General features: G+C 57.7%; 18 protein-coding genes and 1 pseudogene. 5 read left to right on the forward strand and 14 right to left on the reverse strand.

What is annotated here, in order from left to right; genetic code table 11:
- Positions 1–159: 159 nt before the first annotated feature.
- The 3 genes from JET17_RS15690 to JET17_RS15700 all read right to left on the reverse strand — a co-directional run bounded on the left by JET17_RS15690 (position 160) and on the right by JET17_RS15700 (position 2,091).
- A complete protein-coding gene (locus JET17_RS15690) occupies positions 160–636 on the reverse strand; it encodes a DUF1348 family protein (RefSeq protein ID WP_012314942.1) in 477 nt (158 codons plus the stop codon).
- Positions 637–984: 348 nt separating this feature from the next.
- On the reverse strand, positions 985–1,461 hold the full coding sequence (locus tag JET17_RS15695) for a DUF1348 family protein (RefSeq protein WP_012314943.1): 477 nt from the start codon (positions 1,459–1,461) through the stop codon (positions 985–987).
- A gap of 60 nt (positions 1,462–1,521) precedes the next feature.
- Complete coding sequence (locus tag JET17_RS15700) at positions 1,522–2,091, reverse strand: TetR/AcrR family transcriptional regulator (RefSeq protein ID WP_012314944.1); 570 nt, start codon at positions 2,089–2,091, stop codon at positions 1,522–1,524.
- 685 nt (positions 2,092–2,776) lie between these two features.
- On the opposite strand from JET17_RS15700, the gene JET17_RS15705 reads away from it, so the two are divergent.
- Positions 2,777–3,793 (forward strand): alpha/beta hydrolase, encoded by a 1,017-nt coding sequence (locus tag JET17_RS15705; protein WP_012314945.1) that lies wholly within the window; start codon positions 2,777–2,779, stop codon positions 3,791–3,793.
- A gap of 127 nt (positions 3,794–3,920) precedes the next feature.
- Here the strand turns inward: JET17_RS15705 and JET17_RS15710 are convergent.
- A pseudogene (locus tag JET17_RS15710) lies at positions 3,921–4,253 on the reverse strand (transposase); the annotation flags it as partial.
- Positions 4,254–4,320: 67 nt separating this feature from the next.
- A complete protein-coding gene (locus JET17_RS15715) occupies positions 4,321–4,809 on the reverse strand; it encodes a hypothetical protein (RefSeq protein ID WP_012314947.1) in 489 nt (162 codons plus the stop codon).
- 617 nt (positions 4,810–5,426) lie between these two features.
- Here JET17_RS15715 and JET17_RS15720 point away from each other — a divergent pair.
- The 3 genes from JET17_RS15720 to JET17_RS15730 all read left to right on the forward strand — a co-directional run bounded on the left by JET17_RS15720 (position 5,427) and on the right by JET17_RS15730 (position 6,987).
- Positions 5,427–5,669 (forward strand): hypothetical protein, encoded by a 243-nt coding sequence (locus tag JET17_RS15720; protein WP_012314948.1) that lies wholly within the window; start codon positions 5,427–5,429, stop codon positions 5,667–5,669.
- A 144-nt stretch (positions 5,670–5,813) separates the two neighbouring features.
- A complete protein-coding gene (locus JET17_RS15725; protein ID WP_012314949.1) occupies positions 5,814–6,077 on the forward strand; it encodes a DUF3077 domain-containing protein in 264 nt (87 codons plus the stop codon).
- A 394-nt stretch (positions 6,078–6,471) separates the two neighbouring features.
- A complete protein-coding gene (locus tag JET17_RS15730) occupies positions 6,472–6,987 on the forward strand; it encodes a GrpB family protein (RefSeq protein WP_012314950.1) in 516 nt (171 codons plus the stop codon).
- 190 nt (positions 6,988–7,177) lie between these two features.
- Here JET17_RS15730 and JET17_RS15735 read toward each other — a convergent pair whose 3' ends face one another.
- The 3 genes from JET17_RS15735 to JET17_RS15745 all read right to left on the reverse strand — a co-directional run bounded on the left by JET17_RS15735 (position 7,178) and on the right by JET17_RS15745 (position 8,917).
- Positions 7,178–7,627: a carboxymuconolactone decarboxylase family protein gene (locus JET17_RS15735; protein WP_012314951.1), complete on the reverse strand. Its 450-nt coding sequence runs from the start codon at positions 7,625–7,627 to the stop codon at positions 7,178–7,180.
- A 111-nt stretch (positions 7,628–7,738) separates the two neighbouring features.
- Positions 7,739–8,404, reverse strand: coding sequence for an FMN-dependent NADH-azoreductase (locus tag JET17_RS15740; RefSeq protein ID WP_012314952.1), 666 nt, complete (start codon positions 8,402–8,404; stop codon positions 7,739–7,741).
- Positions 8,405–8,434: 30 nt separating this feature from the next.
- On the reverse strand, positions 8,435–8,917 hold the full coding sequence (locus tag JET17_RS15745; protein WP_012314953.1) for a GNAT family N-acetyltransferase: 483 nt from the start codon (positions 8,915–8,917) through the stop codon (positions 8,435–8,437).
- A 90-nt stretch (positions 8,918–9,007) separates the two neighbouring features.
- On the opposite strand from JET17_RS15745, the gene JET17_RS15750 reads away from it, so the two are divergent.
- Positions 9,008–10,444, forward strand: a complete 1,437-nt coding sequence (locus JET17_RS15750; protein ID WP_012314954.1) for a PLP-dependent aminotransferase family protein — start codon at positions 9,008–9,010, stop codon at positions 10,442–10,444.
- Here the strand turns inward: JET17_RS15750 and JET17_RS15755 are convergent.
- The 6 genes from JET17_RS15755 to JET17_RS15780 form a co-directional block, all read right to left on the reverse strand.
- On the reverse strand, positions 10,437–10,916 hold the full coding sequence (locus JET17_RS15755; RefSeq protein ID WP_012314955.1) for a carboxymuconolactone decarboxylase family protein: 480 nt from the start codon (positions 10,914–10,916) through the stop codon (positions 10,437–10,439). The genes JET17_RS15750 and JET17_RS15755 overlap by 8 nt on opposite strands.
- A gap of 393 nt (positions 10,917–11,309) precedes the next feature.
- Positions 11,310–11,759 (reverse strand): GNAT family N-acetyltransferase, encoded by a 450-nt coding sequence (locus JET17_RS15760; protein WP_012314956.1) that lies wholly within the window; start codon positions 11,757–11,759, stop codon positions 11,310–11,312.
- An 80-nt stretch (positions 11,760–11,839) separates the two neighbouring features.
- A complete protein-coding gene (locus JET17_RS15765; protein WP_012314957.1) occupies positions 11,840–12,778 on the reverse strand; it encodes a 2-hydroxyacid dehydrogenase in 939 nt (312 codons plus the stop codon).
- Entirely contained in the window at positions 12,775–14,142 is a 1,368-nt protein-coding gene (locus JET17_RS15770; protein WP_012314958.1) for an MFS transporter, read from the reverse strand. The genes JET17_RS15765 and JET17_RS15770 overlap by 4 nt, the downstream gene beginning before the upstream one ends.
- 84 nt (positions 14,143–14,226) lie before the next feature.
- Positions 14,227–15,810, reverse strand: coding sequence for an aldehyde dehydrogenase (NADP(+)) (locus JET17_RS15775; protein WP_012314959.1), 1,584 nt, complete (start codon positions 15,808–15,810; stop codon positions 14,227–14,229).
- 101 nt (positions 15,811–15,911) lie between these two features.
- The gene (locus JET17_RS15780) at positions 15,912–16,856 is read right to left on the reverse strand and encodes a LysR family transcriptional regulator (RefSeq protein WP_012314960.1); all 945 of its coding nucleotides are present in this window, start codon (positions 16,854–16,856) and stop codon (positions 15,912–15,914) included.
- Positions 16,857–16,908: the final 52 nt, after the last annotated feature.

Consider the following 16,908-nt stretch of genomic DNA (forward strand, 5'->3'; position numbering starts at 1 on the left):
CCGACGAAGCGGAGTTTGGAAGGAGAGGAAAGCCCCCTATTGGCTTTCTAGGCGCCGACGGCGCGCTGATGTGTAGCACAAATCACAATAGGGATGACGCATGGCGTCTGAGCGAAGAAACCTGACCCTTTAAGTCAAAAGGATCAGGTTAACGATGACTTACAGGCCTAGCTCGGACAGGCCTGGGTGGTCATCCGGACGGCGGCCCAGCGGCCAGTGGAACTTACGCTCGCTTTCTTTGATAGGCATGTCGTTTACGCAGGCGAAGCGACGGTGCATCAGGCCATCAGCTTCAAACTCCCAGTTCTCGTTGCCGTAGGAGCGGAACCAGTTACCGGAATCATCATGCCACTCGTACGCGTAACGGACGGCGATGCGGTTGTCGGTAAAAGCCCAGAGCTCTTTGATCAGGCGATAATCCAGTTCTTTTTTCCACTTGCGGGTGAGGAAATCTTTGGCCTCTTCACGGTTGGTAGCAAACTCAGCGCGGTTACGCCATTTGGTATCCAGCGTGTAGGCGAGCGAGACTTTTTCCGCGTCGCGGCTGTTCCAACCATCTTCAGCCAGGCGAACTTTTTCAATCGCTGTTTCGCGAGTAAAAGGAGGAAGTGGCGGGCGAGCTTGGGTATTGGACATGGTGGTGCCTCCAGATTAATTGGATAATTGAGTAAGCCAGTGCCAGTACATCGCAGGCCTGAAGAAAGGCCCGTCAAACCATCAACTGTGAAAGTTGAACTGCATTACTAACGACAGCATTAACATCTATTGCCGGCGCCTTGACGAAAGCGGTCGCCATTAATAGAGATGCTATTGATGTAGGCGTGCGCATCCTCGGAATTTGGTTTCCGTGGAAAAACATTCAGTAGCGTCGTGCTTATGCAAGAAGGCGTTCGTACTTTACCTGCAGTGGCAGCAATCGAATTTAAATTACATTCTGCCTAGCCAAGCATCCTGAGCTTGAAAGAATCTATAGCGGTGCCGGAGTTACAGCCCCAACTCAGTCAGCCCCGGATGATCATCTGGACGGCGGCCCAGCGGCCAGTGGAACTTGCGCTCGCTTTCCTTGATAGGCATGTCGTTTACGCAGGCGAAGCGACGGTGCATCAGGCCATCAGCTTCAAACTCCCAGTTCTCGTTGCCGTAGGAGCGGAACCAGTTACCGGAATCATCATGCCACTCGTACGCGTAACGGACGGCGATGCGGTTGTCGGTAAAAGCCCAGAGCTCTTTGATCAGGCGATAATCCAGTTCTTTTTTCCACTTGCGGGTGAGGAAATCTTTGGCCTCTTCACGGTTGGTAGCAAACTCAGCGCGGTTACGCCATCTGGTATCCAGCGTGTAGGCGAGCGAGACTTTTTCCGCGTCGCGGCTGTTCCAACCATCTTCAGCCAGGCGAACTTTTTCAATCGCTGTTTCGCGAGTGAAAGGAGGAAGTGGCGGGCGAGTTTGGGCATTGGACATGGTAGTGACTCCAGTCTAGTTGGATAGATAAGTGTGAGTGGTGTCTCTGAAGCTCAAGCTTTAGGGCGCGAGCTCTTTCAGCAACATCTGCGCAACTTCCTTTGCATTATCCGCAGCGTGATAATCACCCATAACCCGAGCCGTGGTGATTGCGCCTTCCATCAAAATAAATAACTGCCTGGCTAAGTCCAACGGTTGATCGGTGTTCAATTGTTCAGTCAGCTCAAACGTATAGTCTAAGAGCTTTTGCTTGTGCAGCTTTGCGATCTGGCGGATGGGGTCATCGGGATCCCCTACCTCGCCTGCCGTGTTAATGAACGCACAGCCGCGGAAACCATCGGTCTCGAACCAGCCCTTCAAAACAGTAAACATGCTCAGTATGCGATCGTACGGCGTAGCGGCTTTGTCGCATTCAGTCCTGAACCATTGCATCCAGCGTACGTCACGGGCGCTCAAGGCCGCAGCTGCGACATCATCTTTGGTAGCGAAGTGGTTGTAGATACCCTTCCTTGACACGCCAGAGGTCTTCACCAGTAGGTCCATGCCCGTGGCATGAATCCCATTTTCGTAGATGAGTTTCTCGGCGGTGGCCAGGATCTGGGCTCTGTGATCTATCGTTGGTCTGCTCATGGATTCAATGTAGAACGATCGTTCTCTCCGGTCAAGCACCATAAGGTGATTTCTTCGATTAAAGGAGCGCGCCCCAGTGATAGACAGCTTCGGGCAATCAGCCACGACCGCGTTCAGATGGATCGGGCGGCTCCAAGCTGGCCTCGTACCCAAGGGTCCTGACCCAGTCCTCATAGGCTCCGGGTGCCTCAAACGATTCGTGGGCAATGAAATGGATTCTCATGCATGGATTTCTAGTAATGGCCTGGTTGGCGAAAGTAGAGGTGGCGGTACTTGGAATGAATTCCTGGGCGGCCTCATCGTTTAACTTCCTGAAATGGACCCTATCCCAGCCAACGGCTGATGACGTCAGGTGGTGAGGAGAGCCTTTGGTACGGCTCAGGTGCACATTCGACGGCCTCGTCGGGGTGCGAGCGTGACTAGGCGGACGGCGAGAGCCCTCTGATGGCGCTGCCAAGGACAAAGCACGGCGCCTATCAATGGCTGGCGGGGCCGGCGGTCATCCGAGACTGATGCACCAATTTAATCGCGACCATAGCGGAAATATATTTTGCGCACAAAATGTTATCGCGCAAAGTAAATCCCAAGCACGAAGTAATCGCTCACACCTACGAGACACTTGAGAACGATCATGACCATTCCCAAAGCATTCGCCACACCTACCCACGCCCTAGGAGCTCAAACCATGAAACTGTCCCGTACCCTCACCGCCGGCCTCCTGGCTCTGGCTGTCAACAGTGCCTTCGCCGCTGGTAGCCCGGGCGTGGAACACACCACCCAAGGCTTCCTTGAGGCTCTGGCTGCAGGCGGCGGCAAGCCGCTTGAGACCATGTCGCCTAAAGACGCCCGGTCAGTGCTGACCGGCGCCCAGGCAAGCGTGAAGGTCGACTTGTCCGGTATTCAGGTCGAGCGCCGTACCATCCAGGCCGATGGCCAGCCGCTGGAGATCCGGGTAGTGCGGCCGGAGGGCGCTAAGGGTGACCTGCCGGTGTTCATGTTCTTCCATGGTGGTGGATGGGTGTTGGGCGATTATCCGACCCACGAGCGGCTGATTCACGACCTGGTAGTGGGCTCTCGTGCGGCGGCGGTCTACGTCGATTACACGCCATCGCCCGAGGCCAAGTTCCCCACAGCGATCAACCAGGCTTACGCTGCCACCCGCTGGGTCGCTGAGCATGGCAAGGAGATCGGTGTCGACGGCAGCCGCCTGGCTGTGGCTGGCAACAGCGTCGGCGGTAACATGGCTGCAGTAGTAGCCATCAAGGCGAAGGAAGCCGGAACACCGAAGTTGCGCTTCCAGGCACTGCTGTGGCCCGTGACTGATGCCAACTTCAACAACAGTTCCTACAACCAATTCGCCGAAGGGCACTTCCTGACACGCAACATGATGCAGTGGTTCTGGGACAGCTACACCACTGATCCGAAGCAGCGCGACGACATTCACGCATCGCCGCTACGTGCCAGCCTGGATCAGCTGAAAGGTTTACCGCCGGCACTGGTACAAACTGCTGAAATGGACGTGCTGCGTGATGAAGGTGAAGCCTATGCTCGCAAGTTGAATGCCGCCGGTGTTCCGGTAACCGCCGTGCGCTACAACGGGATGATTCACGACTTCGGCCTACTAAATGTCCTCGGCGAAGTCCCTGGCACGCGAAGTGCGATGGACCAGGCTGCACAGGCGATCAAGCAACACCTCCAGTAACAGCGGCAATAAGAACCGGGGCGAACGTTGTCGCCCTGGTCCTGCTCGGATAAGAGCCTTCTGGCGGATGGGAGTCTTGGCGATAAGGACGATCGCGTCCGCTTAAAAAATGCAGCCATTTGTCTCATTAAGGGCGCACCTCTCCTGCGCTGGAGAGCAAATGTCGTCGCGCCATCCACAGGTTCGACAGGGCGAACAGTTTCACCATCTGCAGTGTTCTTCGCCAAGCCTCGGAAGCGCACTTTGGTATAACTCGCTTTTTGACACCGGTATGGCCCGCATCAGCGCAGACCACGTTCTCAGCACGGTGTAGCAGTTTGTCGACTTGAGTCAGGTCCGCGACATTGGCCGCAGTGACCACCACGCTGTGCACCAGCCCCGAGTCATCGTCGACACCAGTGTCTGGCGCAGGCTTGCGCTTACCGGCGTACTCGGCGTCGCCTAAGGTCATTTGCTTCATCATCGAAAAGCTCGGTGATTGGTGTCCGGGGACTTTGCCAAATCAGGAAGCCTTTTTCAGGATTTCCTTAGCGAGGCGGTGTGCCCATGTTCTGTTGATGCTGCATCATCTGATCCATCATCATTTGCTGCATCCCCATGTATCTGTCCATCATGTATTGGTGCTGCTTCATCCGCTCAGGTGTCATCTGGGAGTAATGGCTACCCATCTGTCCCCAGCCCATCTTGTGGCCGTTCCCCATCATGTGACCGCCCATCATGCCGCCGCCGCAGCACCCCAACATTCCATTCATCATGTGCATTCCTTGCTGCATCATGACTTGGTGATCTTGCATTAGTTTCTGGCGCTGCGCTGGATCAGTGGTTTTCTGGATGAGGCTCATTTGTTCCTGCATTTTTTTCAGGTTTTCTTGGGCCTTTGCCATTTCCTGATCAAATTGCTCAACGCTCATTGGCTGCTGAGTCGGATTGACGGTGGTAGAACCCTGCTGGGCAAAGGTTAGACCGGGGAAAAGCATAACCGTCAAAGCGAGGGCGACAAGTTTGGATGCTTTCATTGGTCAGATCCTTGCAGGGATGGTGGGCAGGAAATGAATCGCGATTAGTCAAGCATAGGCCTCGGTTAACGGCGCAAACTGATTTAAGTCAAGGTTGACCCTGACACTTCAACAGGTGATGAGATGAAGAAGGGCCGTGATTACCGCATTTGGCCGGCCTCTACCCCGCCATCGGCAGGGTTGGGGCGCAAGTCGTGTTGTTCGTGGCAGTGAAAAATTCGCCTAGGGAAGTCAGTAACATCGATTCATCACGAGACTGGTTGACATAGACCGATCAATATCCCCGCATCTTGAGCGCTGGAAACACCAAGAAATCAGATTTTCCCTCTTCCTTGTAGTCCATTTCCCAAACATACTCTCGCCGCACTTTTTCCGTTGCGGTCGCTTGGGCTGCGTTCTAGTCTCGGCAGGTCGTTGCTCATCAACGATACAGCTTTGACAGGCTGTGACGGTAAATCACGCAGACGGTCTCCTTTTTATGGTGGCTGTGCGTGTGGGCACGCTTGCGTGCGCCGGAGCTTTTCGTGATTTTACCGCCGGTCTGTCAACCCACGTACAGCTGCCACCCCACTGTTTGACAGCAGGTGGGTGACGGCCCCGCTAACGGTAAAATCATTATGTTAAAGGTCGTCCCCGATCCACCCCACAACCACCACTCCCTCGAAGACACGATCATCCAGGCTGCGGAGTTCGCCCTGTGCGCGCAGAGCGTGGCGCAGCAGGCTGTTTCGCTACAGCCCAGAACGCCCGCCTCGGTTCTGATGATGGCCTCGATGCATGAGCTCGAGTCGCTACGCGTGCTGCTCGAATCAGCCCTGATCCAGCTGCAGATGCCGCCCGAGCCGCGCACTCTGCACTAGGCCGTTAAGCCTGTTTTGCCTGGGCGGGCGCTGTCGCCGGCAAGCCCATACGCACAGCGCGCTGCGTGAGACCGGTGCTGAGCTAAAGGCGGGTTGCCCGGAATGACGTTCGCCCAGGCCCTAAACCTTCAGGGAGAAGACGCAATGACCCCAGATGACACCAAAGTCACTGTCGGCAAGACCACGTTCTACCAGGGTGAAAACCAGACCCACCCACTGTTTCGCATCGAAGCGGGCATCCCTTGCCAGAATGCCCGCGAACAGGCTTCAGAGCTGATGGGCTATGTGCGGGACCTGACCATCGAAGGCTTGATGGACGATAAACCACAGCTGATCTGGGCTTCGCACTACCTGAGTGCGTTGGCCAAAGCACTGATGGATGATGCCGAGCTGGGCATGATGCACTAAGGGCTGAACTGCCCGACCATGGCGGACATCTGTAACCGGGGCCGCTTCGCGGCCCATCGCCGGCAAGCGCGGCTCCCACAGGTACAGCGCATGCCTGAAGGCTGGTGATTTCCTGGGGCAGTCCATTCTGTGGGTGCCGGCTTGCCGGCGATGAGGCCAGTACTGACCCCAGAGCTTTGGGTCGCTGTCTGCTTCGGGTCGATAGTTGCGGGTCGCATGGAGCGACAGTCGGCCAGGAGTAGACGCTGGACAGGACAGCTACCCAACCTCGATCAGATTCGAAATCGATCCGCTAAATTGCCGTACTGCCGGGGTCTCGTTATCAGTCGCTGGCGAGTGCACAATTTTTGCGGGACCATTCGGGGCATTAGGTACTAGCCACCAAGGAACGGAAATGGCACTGACCAGCAAGATCACTCCCTACAACCCCACTTGGCCCGCCCGCTTTCTGGCAGACAAGCCACTCATCGCTTCGGCCTTTGGCGATGAACTGATTGCCATACAGCATATTGGAAGTACCTCCGTTCCAGGGCTCGCGGCGAAGCCCGAGATCGATGTACTCATCGAGGTTCACGATCATTGCAACGCCTCGGCGCGGGACGAGGTGTTGATGGGTTTGGGATATGTACGAGGAAGTGATCTATCGGAAGGGCATCATTTCTATCGGCGTAATGTGGATGGGATTCGCACGCACAAGCTCCACGCTTGTGCCCGTGGCCATCTTGCGATCACCCAGATGCTGGGGTTCAGAGATTTGCTTAGATGCAATGCCTCAATGCGCCAGCAGTATGAAGCGCTGAAGCTCCAACTGGAGTCGAGCAATACGGGTGGGATGGCTGAGTATCTGGAGAAAAAGTCTCCGTTTATTATCGCGGCACTACTACATGCCGGTATATCCATTCCTGGATGACCGATAGGTCGCTAAGCGGCCCCGGTAAAAAGTGTCTGTATTGCGTCGAAAGCAGCCGGTCACCACTGTCCACTATCGACCCATAGCGGTCGTTCGGAAAGGTCAGCAAATGGCCTGAAGCAGACGGTACGCGATAGGAGCGAGGTGCCGTCTTCGAAGTATTACCTCTCCAGGCCGAGTCACTAGGTCATCAAGCCCTAGCCGCAGGTTTGAGTCGGAAGCTGACGCCCATACGGTTGAACGCATTCATTGCGGCAATCGCCGCTGTCAGGTCAACAAGATCCTTTTCTGCAAACATCGCCGATGCGGCTGCATAAGCTTCGTCGGATACCTGTGTCTCGCTTACCCTGGTGACTTCTTCCGCCCAAGCCAGTGCTGAGCGCTCCTGATCCGAGAACAAATATTGCGCTTCATGCCATACCGGCACTAACAGCACCTTGTCCACTGACATACCTGCTTTGATCAGATCGCGTGAGTGAAGATCAATGCAATGAGCGCAGCCGTTGATTTGAGACACTCTGAGAAACACGAGGTGGATCAACGAGGCTGGCAAATTTGTCGCGGTGGTCACGAAATGATGCAGGCCGCCGAGGGCCTTAGCTGCACCAGGCGAAGCTTCAAACCAATTGAGACGATTCATGATTTCTTTTCCTTTGTATGAGCGATGAAGAGCGTGGCCGCTTGTTGGCATACGGCCCAGTTGAGATGCAAACCTTAACGCTTGGAGTAGATGTCGGCCCTGAAGCGGACTTTAGACTTGATCCACTCGACGGCTATGCCTAACAAAGTACGCCTGCACATCACCGTACCCTGTTGCCCTTCCAGTATTCAGTGACTCCCCCCCCTTGGCGGTACCCTCAACGGTGAAGTAATGCACCTGAGTGAGACCGATGGTGGCAAGGACGGCGGACAGGTAGGGGCGCAGAAAGTCCGGTTGACGGGCCTGTGGGCCGCTGATATAGCCCCCGCTAGCGATTGCGACGTAAACCGGACGATCCGTCAGATTTCCGACTTTGCCTTTGGCGGTGCCCAAAAACGTTTTGCCCACGCGTACCACGTGGTCGATCCACATCTTGAGTGGGGCGGGCACGCTATAGTTGTGCATCGGCGTGGCAATCAGCAGTACGTCGCATGCCTGTAGTTGGTCGATCAACTCGTCGGAACGGCTCAACGTACCCTTCTGACCGCTTGCTATGACTACGCGCTGATTGGCCAACGCCTGGGCGTAAGGCGAATCAACTGGGACCAAGGTGTTGAGGTCTAAATCGGTCAACTGGATACCCCTTCTGCCGGCCTGACTGGCCAAGGCAAATAGGATCTGCTGGGACAGTTTCAGACTTTCCGAAGCCTCTGCATTGGGGCTGGCGACCAGGCGAAGAATGCGCAAAGGAGCAAGTGGCTGTTGGGACGACGTCATGAGGTTTGCCTCCTTGGGTGTGCATGCGGGTTATGGCGTATCGAACTGTTTTTGAAAGCGCAGTGCACCCGTCAACAGGCCTTCACGGAAGTAGAAACGTTGCGCGCGGGCGTTGGCCAAACCCGTGTCGAGCACCAGGCGTGCACAACCGCTGGCGCGCGCCAGTCGTTCCAAGGCTTGCAATAAGCGCGACCCCCACTGGCCACCCCGCTGAGCCTCGGCGGTTACAAGGTCATCGACATACAGGAATGCGCCGTAGACCAGGTTTTCCTGTAAGCGATAACCAGCCAGTGCTACAAGAACGCCTGCGTCATAAGCGCCAATCAGGCGATAGCCTTCAAGGCGCATACGCTCGATGCGGCGGACGAAGTCGGCTTCGCTCGTTAGATGAGGGCGCAATTGCTGCATTACCGGGAATGCGCTGCACAGGTCATGGGTGCTGTCCAAGGGACGCAGGGCGGTGTCGGCCAGGTCGAGCACGCTGGGTATGAAGTTGTGCAAAGGGAATTTCATGGGAGTTGCCCTCGTCAGTAGGTGATGGCGCTATATTGGACTACCATTGACCCACTTGATTGAGCCAAGAAATGGGATATGAACTAGGCCATGATGACCTCCCCCAAGCCGCCTTTTGCTCCCTTGGAAGAGCAGTCCGCCTTGCCCCTGTATCGTCAACTGTACGACCGCGTGCTGGCCGCCGTTGCCGCTGGCACGTTGTCCCCCGGTGACCGCTTGCCGTCGGCGCGCGCCATGGCTAAGGAGCTGGGGGTGGCACGTGGCACCGTCGAACTGGCCTATTCGCTGATGGCCAGCGAAGGGTACCTCCTGGCGCTCGGGCAGAAAGGCACCGTAATCAATCCTGAACTGCAGAAGCCTGTGTCAGCGGCCACCGTATTACCAGTCAGCAGCCAAGTGATCGAAGACGCGCCTGATTCGCTCTGGCGCCCACCGCAGCTGTTGCCGTTCCAGATGGGGGTACCGGCGCTGGATGCATTTCCGCGCAAGATATGGGCGCGTCTCGGTGCTCGGTATCTCCGTGGGATGCGTCTGGGAGATCTGGACTATCCAGCACCCCACGGCCTGGCAGCGTTGCGCAGCGCCATTGCTTCGTATCTGCAGGTGTCCCGAGGTATCGATTGCGGTGCCCATCAGGTGTTTATCACCAGCGGTTGGCGCAATAGCCTGTCTTTAGTCGCACATACCCTGTTGCAGCCAGGCGAGTGCGCCTGGGTGGAAGACCCGGGCTATCCCACTACGCGCCAGGTGCTTCGCCAGTTCGGCCTGGACCTGGAAGCGGTGCCGGTTGATGCCGAAGGCATGAACGTAGAACACGCCATCGCGGGTTCTCGGGCTGCTCAGGTCGTCATGGTGACACCAGGGCATCAGAGCCCGCTGTCGATGGCACTGTCGCTGCCACGCCGACAACTGCTACTCGATTGGGCTGCCCGCACCGGTGGCTGGATTGTCGAGGACGATTACGACGGCGAGTACCGCTACGTCAGCCGTCCACTTCCAGCGCTGGCCAGCTTGGATCGCCATGGGCGCGTGCTGTATGCCGGCACCTTCAGCAAGGTGCTGTTTCCCGGTATTCGCCTGGCTTATCTGGTGGTGCCGCAGGCGCAGGTGGCAGCGTTCGAGCGCGTCGGACGGGCCTTGTTTGCTGCCGGGTCACCGTCAATTACCCAGGCTTTGGTGGCGGAGTTCGTTGCCGAGGGACACTTCGCTCGGCACATCCAACGCATGCGCCGCCTCTACAACGAACGACGGGCATTGACCATCGAAGCACTGGAGCGGAGTTTGCCGAAGGGTATGCAGGTGGAACGCTCGCCAGGCGGTATGCACCTGGTACTGCGTTTGCCGGAGGACGTAAGCGACACCGCCCTGGCCGAGCAGGTGCTGGCGAGGGGCATGTCGGTACAAGCGTTGTCGCGCTGGGCTGCCTCATCGCAGCGTCAGTCAGGTCTGCTCCTGAGTTTTACCAACTGCGCCACGACTGCTCCAGGCGAGCAGCTTGGCGCGTTGATCAGCAAGTTACTCAGTTGAGGTTGGCCTTGTTCAGGCCGAACAGTTCATCGGACGAGCCCGGGATCGCCTGGAAAGCCACATTGAGGCGATTCCAGCCATTGATGGCGACGATCAGGAACGACAAATCCGACAGCTCCTGCTCGGAAAACTGCTCACGCGCACTCGCATACAGGCTGTTGGAGATACCATGAGGCGGCAGTTGGGTCAGGGCTTCAGTCCACTCCAGCGCCGCCCGCTCTGCTGGCGAAAACAGCTGTGACTCACGCCAGACGGCCACGTGGTGAAGACGCAGCTCGCGCTCGCCATGGATCTTGGCCTCTTTCACATGCATATCCACGCAGAACGAACAGCCGTTTAGCTGCGAAGCGCGCAACATGATCAGGTGGGCGAGATCGGCCAGTAGCGGCTTCTTGCTCAGTTGCAGGGTGAGCTCCACCAGTTTGTTGGACGCTTGGGGAGACAGTTTGAAGTAATCAAGGCGGTTGTTCATGGGTAGTTGCTCGTAGTGGGTGGATGGTTGATGGAGCCCACTGTAGCAACGCTTGGAATAGCCCCACAGGGCCAAGATAGTAGCTTCGAACTAGGCCATATCTGTATCGAAGTGCGCCATGATCACCTATCGAGCGATAGGGTCGAAGGGGCGCAATAGGCCGTGTATTGGCCTCCGCGAATGGCCGCAATGGGTCGATAGCGGTCAGTCGCGACCGGGTAGGCGTACGGCGAACTCCAGTCTCGCCATCAATGCCAACGTCATCCGTAAATGGCTACCGCTCTACCAAGAGCAGCCGGCGGCAACGCTGCCAGCTTTCATCCCGCCAAGAGCGCAAGCGTTGCAGTTGCAGCCCCAGGTCGAGGTGATGCGCATAAATAGTCTGGCCTAATCCTAGAGCCGCTTTTCCATGACGATGGTGCGCTCCGCCCCATGAAACTCGTCGCGGATTTTCTGATAACCCAACGCGGTATAAAACCTTTCAGCTGTAATCGACGATGGCACACACACAGCATCAAATCCTGCGCGGGCAGCAGTTGCATGAATGACATCCATCAAATGCCGACCTATACCGCCTTTCTGGTGAGCCGGGTCAACGAAAACACTTCTGACCACGTCACCGTCGAGACCGGCAGTGCCAATAATTTTTTCGCCCAGCAAGGCTACGAAAACCCTGCGCTTGGCGAGCTGTGTGGTGATGACTTCAGGAGAAAAGCTCTGTTCCACCTTAGCGATCACATCAGGCGGGTAGTCCTGTGAATTTGACTCATGCAGGGCGGCTAGAACTACACGGCTAATCGCTGCTGCATCTCTGCTCGTGGCGGGACGAACGTGACATTCCATGCTGAGACCTCAATCCTGAAGAATTACAGCTTAGCGCATCGCAATGTGCCTTCCCCGGGCGCTAACGTATCGCCGTTCCTTCACCGCGTACATCGACAAACCGCATTAACGACGTAGTCTCCCATCGCCTTCCTTGTCTGCAGAGTGGCGCTGCCTATGTGCGGTTGAAGCACTACGTTGTCCAGGTCAAACAAGCTGGGGGGGACTTGTGGCTCATCTATGTACACGTCCAGGGCCGCCCCTCCAAGCCGCCCGTCCTGCAATCGCGCAACCAGTTCCGCTTCGTCGATCACACTACCCCGCGCCACGTTGACGATGAAGCCTTTCGCCCCAAGCGCTTCCAGCACTGTCGCATTGACCAGGCGCGACGTGGCATTTCCTCCTGCGGCAGCCACGATAAGAATGTCGCTGTAGGCGGCTAGGCTGCAGGCGTTGGAGTGGTAGGCATAATTGCAGCCATACACCTCATTGCGGTTGTGGTACGCCAACTTGACTCCGAACGGCAACAGGCGACTCGCAATCGCTTGTCCTATACGTCCGAGGCCTATTATGCCGACGCGCAGCCCTCGCAACGTGGTACCTAGCGAAGGGAACGCGCCCTCACGCCACATGCCTGCCCGGACGAATCGGTCAGCCACGCAGACCTGGCGCAGCAGGCTCAAAAGCAATGCCACTGCGTGATCCGCCACCGCATCCGTCAGGATATCGATCGTCGTCTCAACCCGAATGCCGCGGGCTTTCACCTGGTCCAAATCAATGCCATCAACTCCAACACCGTTCACGGCGATCAATGAAAGATTGACCAGCGCGCCAACGGCCGTGGTTGGCACCCCCATCACTCCGTTGGTCACCACCGCGCGGAAACGTTCCGGCCGGTCGGCCAGAACAGCCTCTTGGGCCTTCGAATCAAACGCTCGTACCAAATCAAATTGCTTGGCGAGCTTTTTTTCGTGTTCGTCGAGCAACGGCGCCAACATCAGCAGCGCCTGGCGCTGGCTTGCTCCTTGGCTGATGCTCATGCAGCCTCCAGCTTCAACTGCGTGCGGGGCTGCGAATCGGGCCGCTTCAACATCGCGGCCGGGATCGCCATGATCAATGCTCCACTGATGAACAGGCACAGGCCCAGCACATAGGTGCCGTTGTTAATGTCGCCGGTGAGGTTCTCCGCCACTGCTGTAATCATCGAACCTGTAAAACCGGACAGGTTGCCGAAAGCGTTGATCATGCCAATGCCTGCCGCAGCTGCGACACCTGAGAGCACCGTACCCGGCAGCGTCCAGAAGATTGGCATCAGGCTAAGCACCCCTGATGCAGCCACGGTCAGAAATACGATTGAAAGCACAACGTCATGTGCGAAAGCCGCGCTGAGGATCAACCCGCAGCCCCCGATAAACGCTGGGATCGCGGCATGCAGCCGACGTTCGCCAGTGCGATTGGAGTGGCGTGCGTTGAGGAACATGGCGATCAACGCGACGCCATAGGGGATGGCGGTCAGCAAGCCGATTTCCAGACTGCTGGTCACACCCGCGCTCTTGATGATCGAAGGCATCCAGAAGGCCAGGCCATAAAAACCTGTGTTGAAAGTCAGCAGGATGAATACGAGCAGCCAGACACGTGGGCTGAAGAAGACATCTTTCAGGCGTGAAACTTTGCCGTGCTCATCTTGCTTCAAGTTGGCTTTGAGTAGCTCCTTTTCATGCGGGGTCAACCAGGCAGCCTTGTCGATGTTGTCGCACAAGCAGCAAAAAACGATTGCCGCCATGATCACCGACGGAACGCCCTCGACCAGAAGCATCCACTGCCAGCCCGCCATACCGTGCCAGCCATCCATGCTGGTCATAAGCCAGCCAGACATGATACCGCCTAGCGTCAGGCTGACCGGCATTGCCATCAGGAAGCCAGACATCACCCTGCTTTGACGATGGGTCGGGAACCAGTAGTTGAGGTAAAGAATCACCCCTGGGAAGAAGCCCGCCTCACAGATGCCGAGCAGGAAGCGCAGCACGTAGAACATGGTGCTGGACTCGACATGGAAGAACGAGGCAAGTGGCTGGGTAAATGCGACAGCCATGGAGATGATGGCCCAGCTCAGCATGATGCGGGCGATCCAGAACCGCGCACCGTATCGATGCAGCAACAAATTGCTCGGGACCTCAAACAAGAAGTAGCCCCAGAAGAAAACGCTGGCGCCCAGGGCGTAGACAGTATTACTGAATTGCAGATCCTCCAGCATGCTCAGTTTCGCGAATCCGATGTTCACCCGGTCGAGATAGGCAGCCATGTAACACAGCAATAGGACCGGCAGGATTCGTACGATTACTTTGCGATAGGTGCGATCTTCAAAAGCCTGATCGCGCACGGGGTCGACAACTTGATGGTCCATAACCAGCCTCTTGGCATGTCGGGCACGCCTGATTGTTGTTATTTAGGTAGCATCGGGCACCCAGGCGCCCGATGGTGGAGCCTGTCAGCGAATCGGTTCGCGGCTGGGCTGACCATCGACCAGTCGCAGCAGCCCTAGTGGATTGGAGTCGCGCAGGGCTTCGGGCAGCAGCGCATCGGGGAAGTTCTGGTAGCACACCGGGCGCAGGAAGCGGTCGATCGACAGTGTGCCGACTGAGGTGCCACGGCTGTCAGAGGTGGCCGGGTACGGCCCGCCGTGCACCATGGCGTCGCAGACCTCGACACCGGTCGGGTAACCGTTGACGAGTATCCGGCCGGCCTTCTGCTCCAGTACGGCGACCAGCGGCGCGGCAGCGGCCAGGTCGCTCTGCTCGCCGATCAGCGTGGCGGTCAGTTGCCCCCCAAGTGCATGCAGTGCGGCAAGCGACTGGGCTTGGTCGGCAAGTTCGACCACCACCGTGGCCGGTCCGAAGACTTCTTCTTGCAATAACGGCTCACCATCCAGTAGCAACCGCGCATCTGCCTCGAACAGCTGCGGCCAGGCCTGGTTCCCCTGCTGCTCGGCACCCGCCAGGTGGCGAATGCCGGGCTGTGCCTTGAGGGTGGCCACCCCGTGGGCATAGCTGGCCAAGGTGCCTTTGTTGAGCATGGTCTGCGGTGCCTGGTCGGCTACCTGCGCACGCAAGTGTTCGACAAAAGCGCTGAACTCAGGAGATCGCACCCCCAGTACCAAGCCGGGATTGGTACAGAACTGCCCACACCCGAGCACCACCGAGGCAGCCAGTTCATGGGCCACGGCCTCGGCGCGAACCGCCAGGGCTCCGGGCAATACCAGCACCGGGTTGATACTGCTCATTTCGGCGAAAACGGGGATCGGTTGTGGTCGTGCCGCGGCAAGGTCGCAAAGGGCACGGCCTCCTTTGAGCGAGCCGGTGAACCCAACAGCCTGAATTGCAGGGTGCTTGACTAAAGCCTCACCCACGCCGCCGCCGAAAATCATGTTGAACACCCCGGCAGGCATGCCACAACGCTCGGCGGCCCCTACGATGGCTTCGGCCACCCATTGCGCAGTACCCATGTGGCCGCTGTGCGCCTTGAACACCACTGGGCAGCCCGCAGCCAGCGCTGCGGCTGTATCGCCACCGGCGGTGGAAAATGCAAGAGGAAAGTTACTGGCGCCGAATACCGCCACTGGCCCCAGGCCCATGCGGCACTGACGGATGTCCAAGCGTGGCTGCGGGGTGCGCTGGGGCTGCGCGCGGTCGATACGCGCGCCGGCGAAATCACCACGGCGCAGCACCGAGGCGAACAGCCGCAACTGCCCGCTGGTCCGCGCCCGCTCGCCCATGATTCTCGCTGGTGGCAAGGCTGTCTCGCGGCACACGGTAGCAATGAAATCATCGCCCAGACCATCCAGCGCTTCGGCGATGGCGTCGAGGAATTCAGAGCGACGCAGAGCGGACAACGCCCGGTAGATTGGATATGCAGCGGCAGCCGCTAGAGCGGCAGCGTTCACTTCTTGTTCGGTAGCTTGGAAAAACTCGCCAGGTAGCGCCTGCCCGGTGTGCGCATCCACGCTGTGCAACGTCGCGGTTCCAGTAGCACGGCGGCTACCGCCGATGAATTGTTGGCCTGCAAATGAAGTCATGAATGGTCCCTTCGCCTTGCGTAAGACAGTGGTCGCTAATCTATGCGGCTCTGCGATTCTTGCCCAATGGCTTTTGGGGATCATCCGATAACTATGTGTTATCAGTCCGTCTGCGCCCTTCCTGCGTTGTTCACCAATATCTCGGCAAACTCCAACGCTACACCGGTCAAGAGCTCGCCTTTGCGGGTCAGGATGCCGTAATCCTGGGGAGGCAGGTGCAGCGGCGTGTCGAGGTTGATGAGTACCCCGCTGGCAATATGTGGCTCGACCATCGCCTGGGGCAACATGCCGATCATCGGGCCACCCAACAGCACCTTGAGGAAGGTCTGCATTGAAATGGTGTCGATTGTGTTGCGTGGCACTGCGACGCCCGCCTCGGCGAACGCGCGCTCCATGCGACCGCGAATTGGCGTGCCTTTGGGGTAGAGGATCCACGGCCACTCGAGCAACTGAGGTAGCGTCACCGGCCCGGCTTCGCTCAAAGGGTGCTGGTCGTTAACCACGAAGCAGAACGGCTCCGGCGCCAGGGGCTGGAAGTCGAAGCGTTGGCACTGTGAAACATCGGTGAATCGCGCTACCGCCAAGTGAAGGTTCTTGTCCTCCAACATTGCCATGAGATGGTCGCTGGTCTGCTCCACCACCTCGATCGAAAGCAGCGGCTTGCGCTGCTTGATCTCGACAATGGCATCGGGCAATGCCACGGCGGTGGCGGCAAAGATGCCGCCAACCTTCAAATGACCGTGGCCTCCTTGGCGCAAGCTGTCGATCTGGTCGACGAAGTTCCGAGCATCATTGAGAGCGATCTGTGCATAGCGCACCACCTGCTCGCCCAGGGCGGTGGGCGGCATGCTTCGTGGCAGACGCTCGAACAGGGCGAAGCCGAGCAGGTTCTCGATCTCCTTGAGCATCTTGCTGATCGCCGGCTGGCTGAGGTTCATCTGCTGTGCTGCCAGATGCATGTTGTGGGTGCGGCCGAGTGTGTCGATGAGCAGGAGGTGGCGGAACTTAAGCCAGTTGCAGACGTGAGAAAAAGAAAGGTCCGACATGAATCCACCTTTGGTGCAATAACCTGATGTTATCGAATAGTGAAAAGATGCC

The organism is Pseudomonas putida (assembly GCF_016406145.1).
GTDB classification, from domain to species: domain Bacteria; phylum Pseudomonadota; class Gammaproteobacteria; order Pseudomonadales; family Pseudomonadaceae; genus Aquipseudomonas; species Aquipseudomonas putida_E.

Bases quoted from the DNA above. Each gene is read 5' to 3' on its own strand.
- JET17_RS15690 (WP_012314942.1), bottom strand. From the start codon at position 636: ATGTCCAATACCCAAGCTCGCCCGCCACTTCCTCCTTTTACTCGCGAA.
- JET17_RS15695 (WP_012314943.1), bottom strand. From the start codon at position 1,461: ATGTCCAATGCCCAAACTCGCCCGCCACTTCCTCCTTTCACTCGCGAA.
- JET17_RS15700 (WP_012314944.1), bottom strand. From the start codon at position 2,091: ATGAGCAGACCAACGATAGATCACAGAGCCCAGATCCTGGCCACCGCC.
- JET17_RS15705 (WP_012314945.1), top strand. From the start codon at position 2,777: ATGAAACTGTCCCGTACCCTCACCGCCGGCCTCCTGGCTCTGGCTGTC.
- JET17_RS15715 (WP_012314947.1), bottom strand. From the start codon at position 4,809: ATGAAAGCATCCAAACTTGTCGCCCTCGCTTTGACGGTTATGCTTTTC.
- JET17_RS15720 (WP_012314948.1), top strand. From the start codon at position 5,427: ATGTTAAAGGTCGTCCCCGATCCACCCCACAACCACCACTCCCTCGAA.
- JET17_RS15725 (WP_012314949.1), top strand. From the start codon at position 5,814: ATGACCCCAGATGACACCAAAGTCACTGTCGGCAAGACCACGTTCTAC.
- JET17_RS15730 (WP_012314950.1), top strand. From the start codon at position 6,472: ATGGCACTGACCAGCAAGATCACTCCCTACAACCCCACTTGGCCCGCC.
- JET17_RS15735 (WP_012314951.1), bottom strand. From the start codon at position 7,627: ATGAATCGTCTCAATTGGTTTGAAGCTTCGCCTGGTGCAGCTAAGGCC.
- JET17_RS15740 (WP_012314952.1), bottom strand. From the start codon at position 8,404: ATGACGTCGTCCCAACAGCCACTTGCTCCTTTGCGCATTCTTCGCCTG.
- JET17_RS15745 (WP_012314953.1), bottom strand. From the start codon at position 8,917: ATGAAATTCCCTTTGCACAACTTCATACCCAGCGTGCTCGACCTGGCC.
- JET17_RS15750 (WP_012314954.1), top strand. From the start codon at position 9,008: ATGATGACCTCCCCCAAGCCGCCTTTTGCTCCCTTGGAAGAGCAGTCC.
- JET17_RS15755 (WP_012314955.1), bottom strand. From the start codon at position 10,916: ATGAACAACCGCCTTGATTACTTCAAACTGTCTCCCCAAGCGTCCAAC.
- JET17_RS15760 (WP_012314956.1), bottom strand. From the start codon at position 11,759: ATGGAATGTCACGTTCGTCCCGCCACGAGCAGAGATGCAGCAGCGATT.
- JET17_RS15765 (WP_012314957.1), bottom strand. From the start codon at position 12,778: ATGAGCATCAGCCAAGGAGCAAGCCAGCGCCAGGCGCTGCTGATGTTG.
- JET17_RS15770 (WP_012314958.1), bottom strand. From the start codon at position 14,142: ATGGACCATCAAGTTGTCGACCCCGTGCGCGATCAGGCTTTTGAAGAT.
- JET17_RS15775 (WP_012314959.1), bottom strand. From the start codon at position 15,810: ATGACTTCATTTGCAGGCCAACAATTCATCGGCGGTAGCCGCCGTGCT.
- JET17_RS15780 (WP_012314960.1), bottom strand. From the start codon at position 16,856: ATGTCGGACCTTTCTTTTTCTCACGTCTGCAACTGGCTTAAGTTCCGC.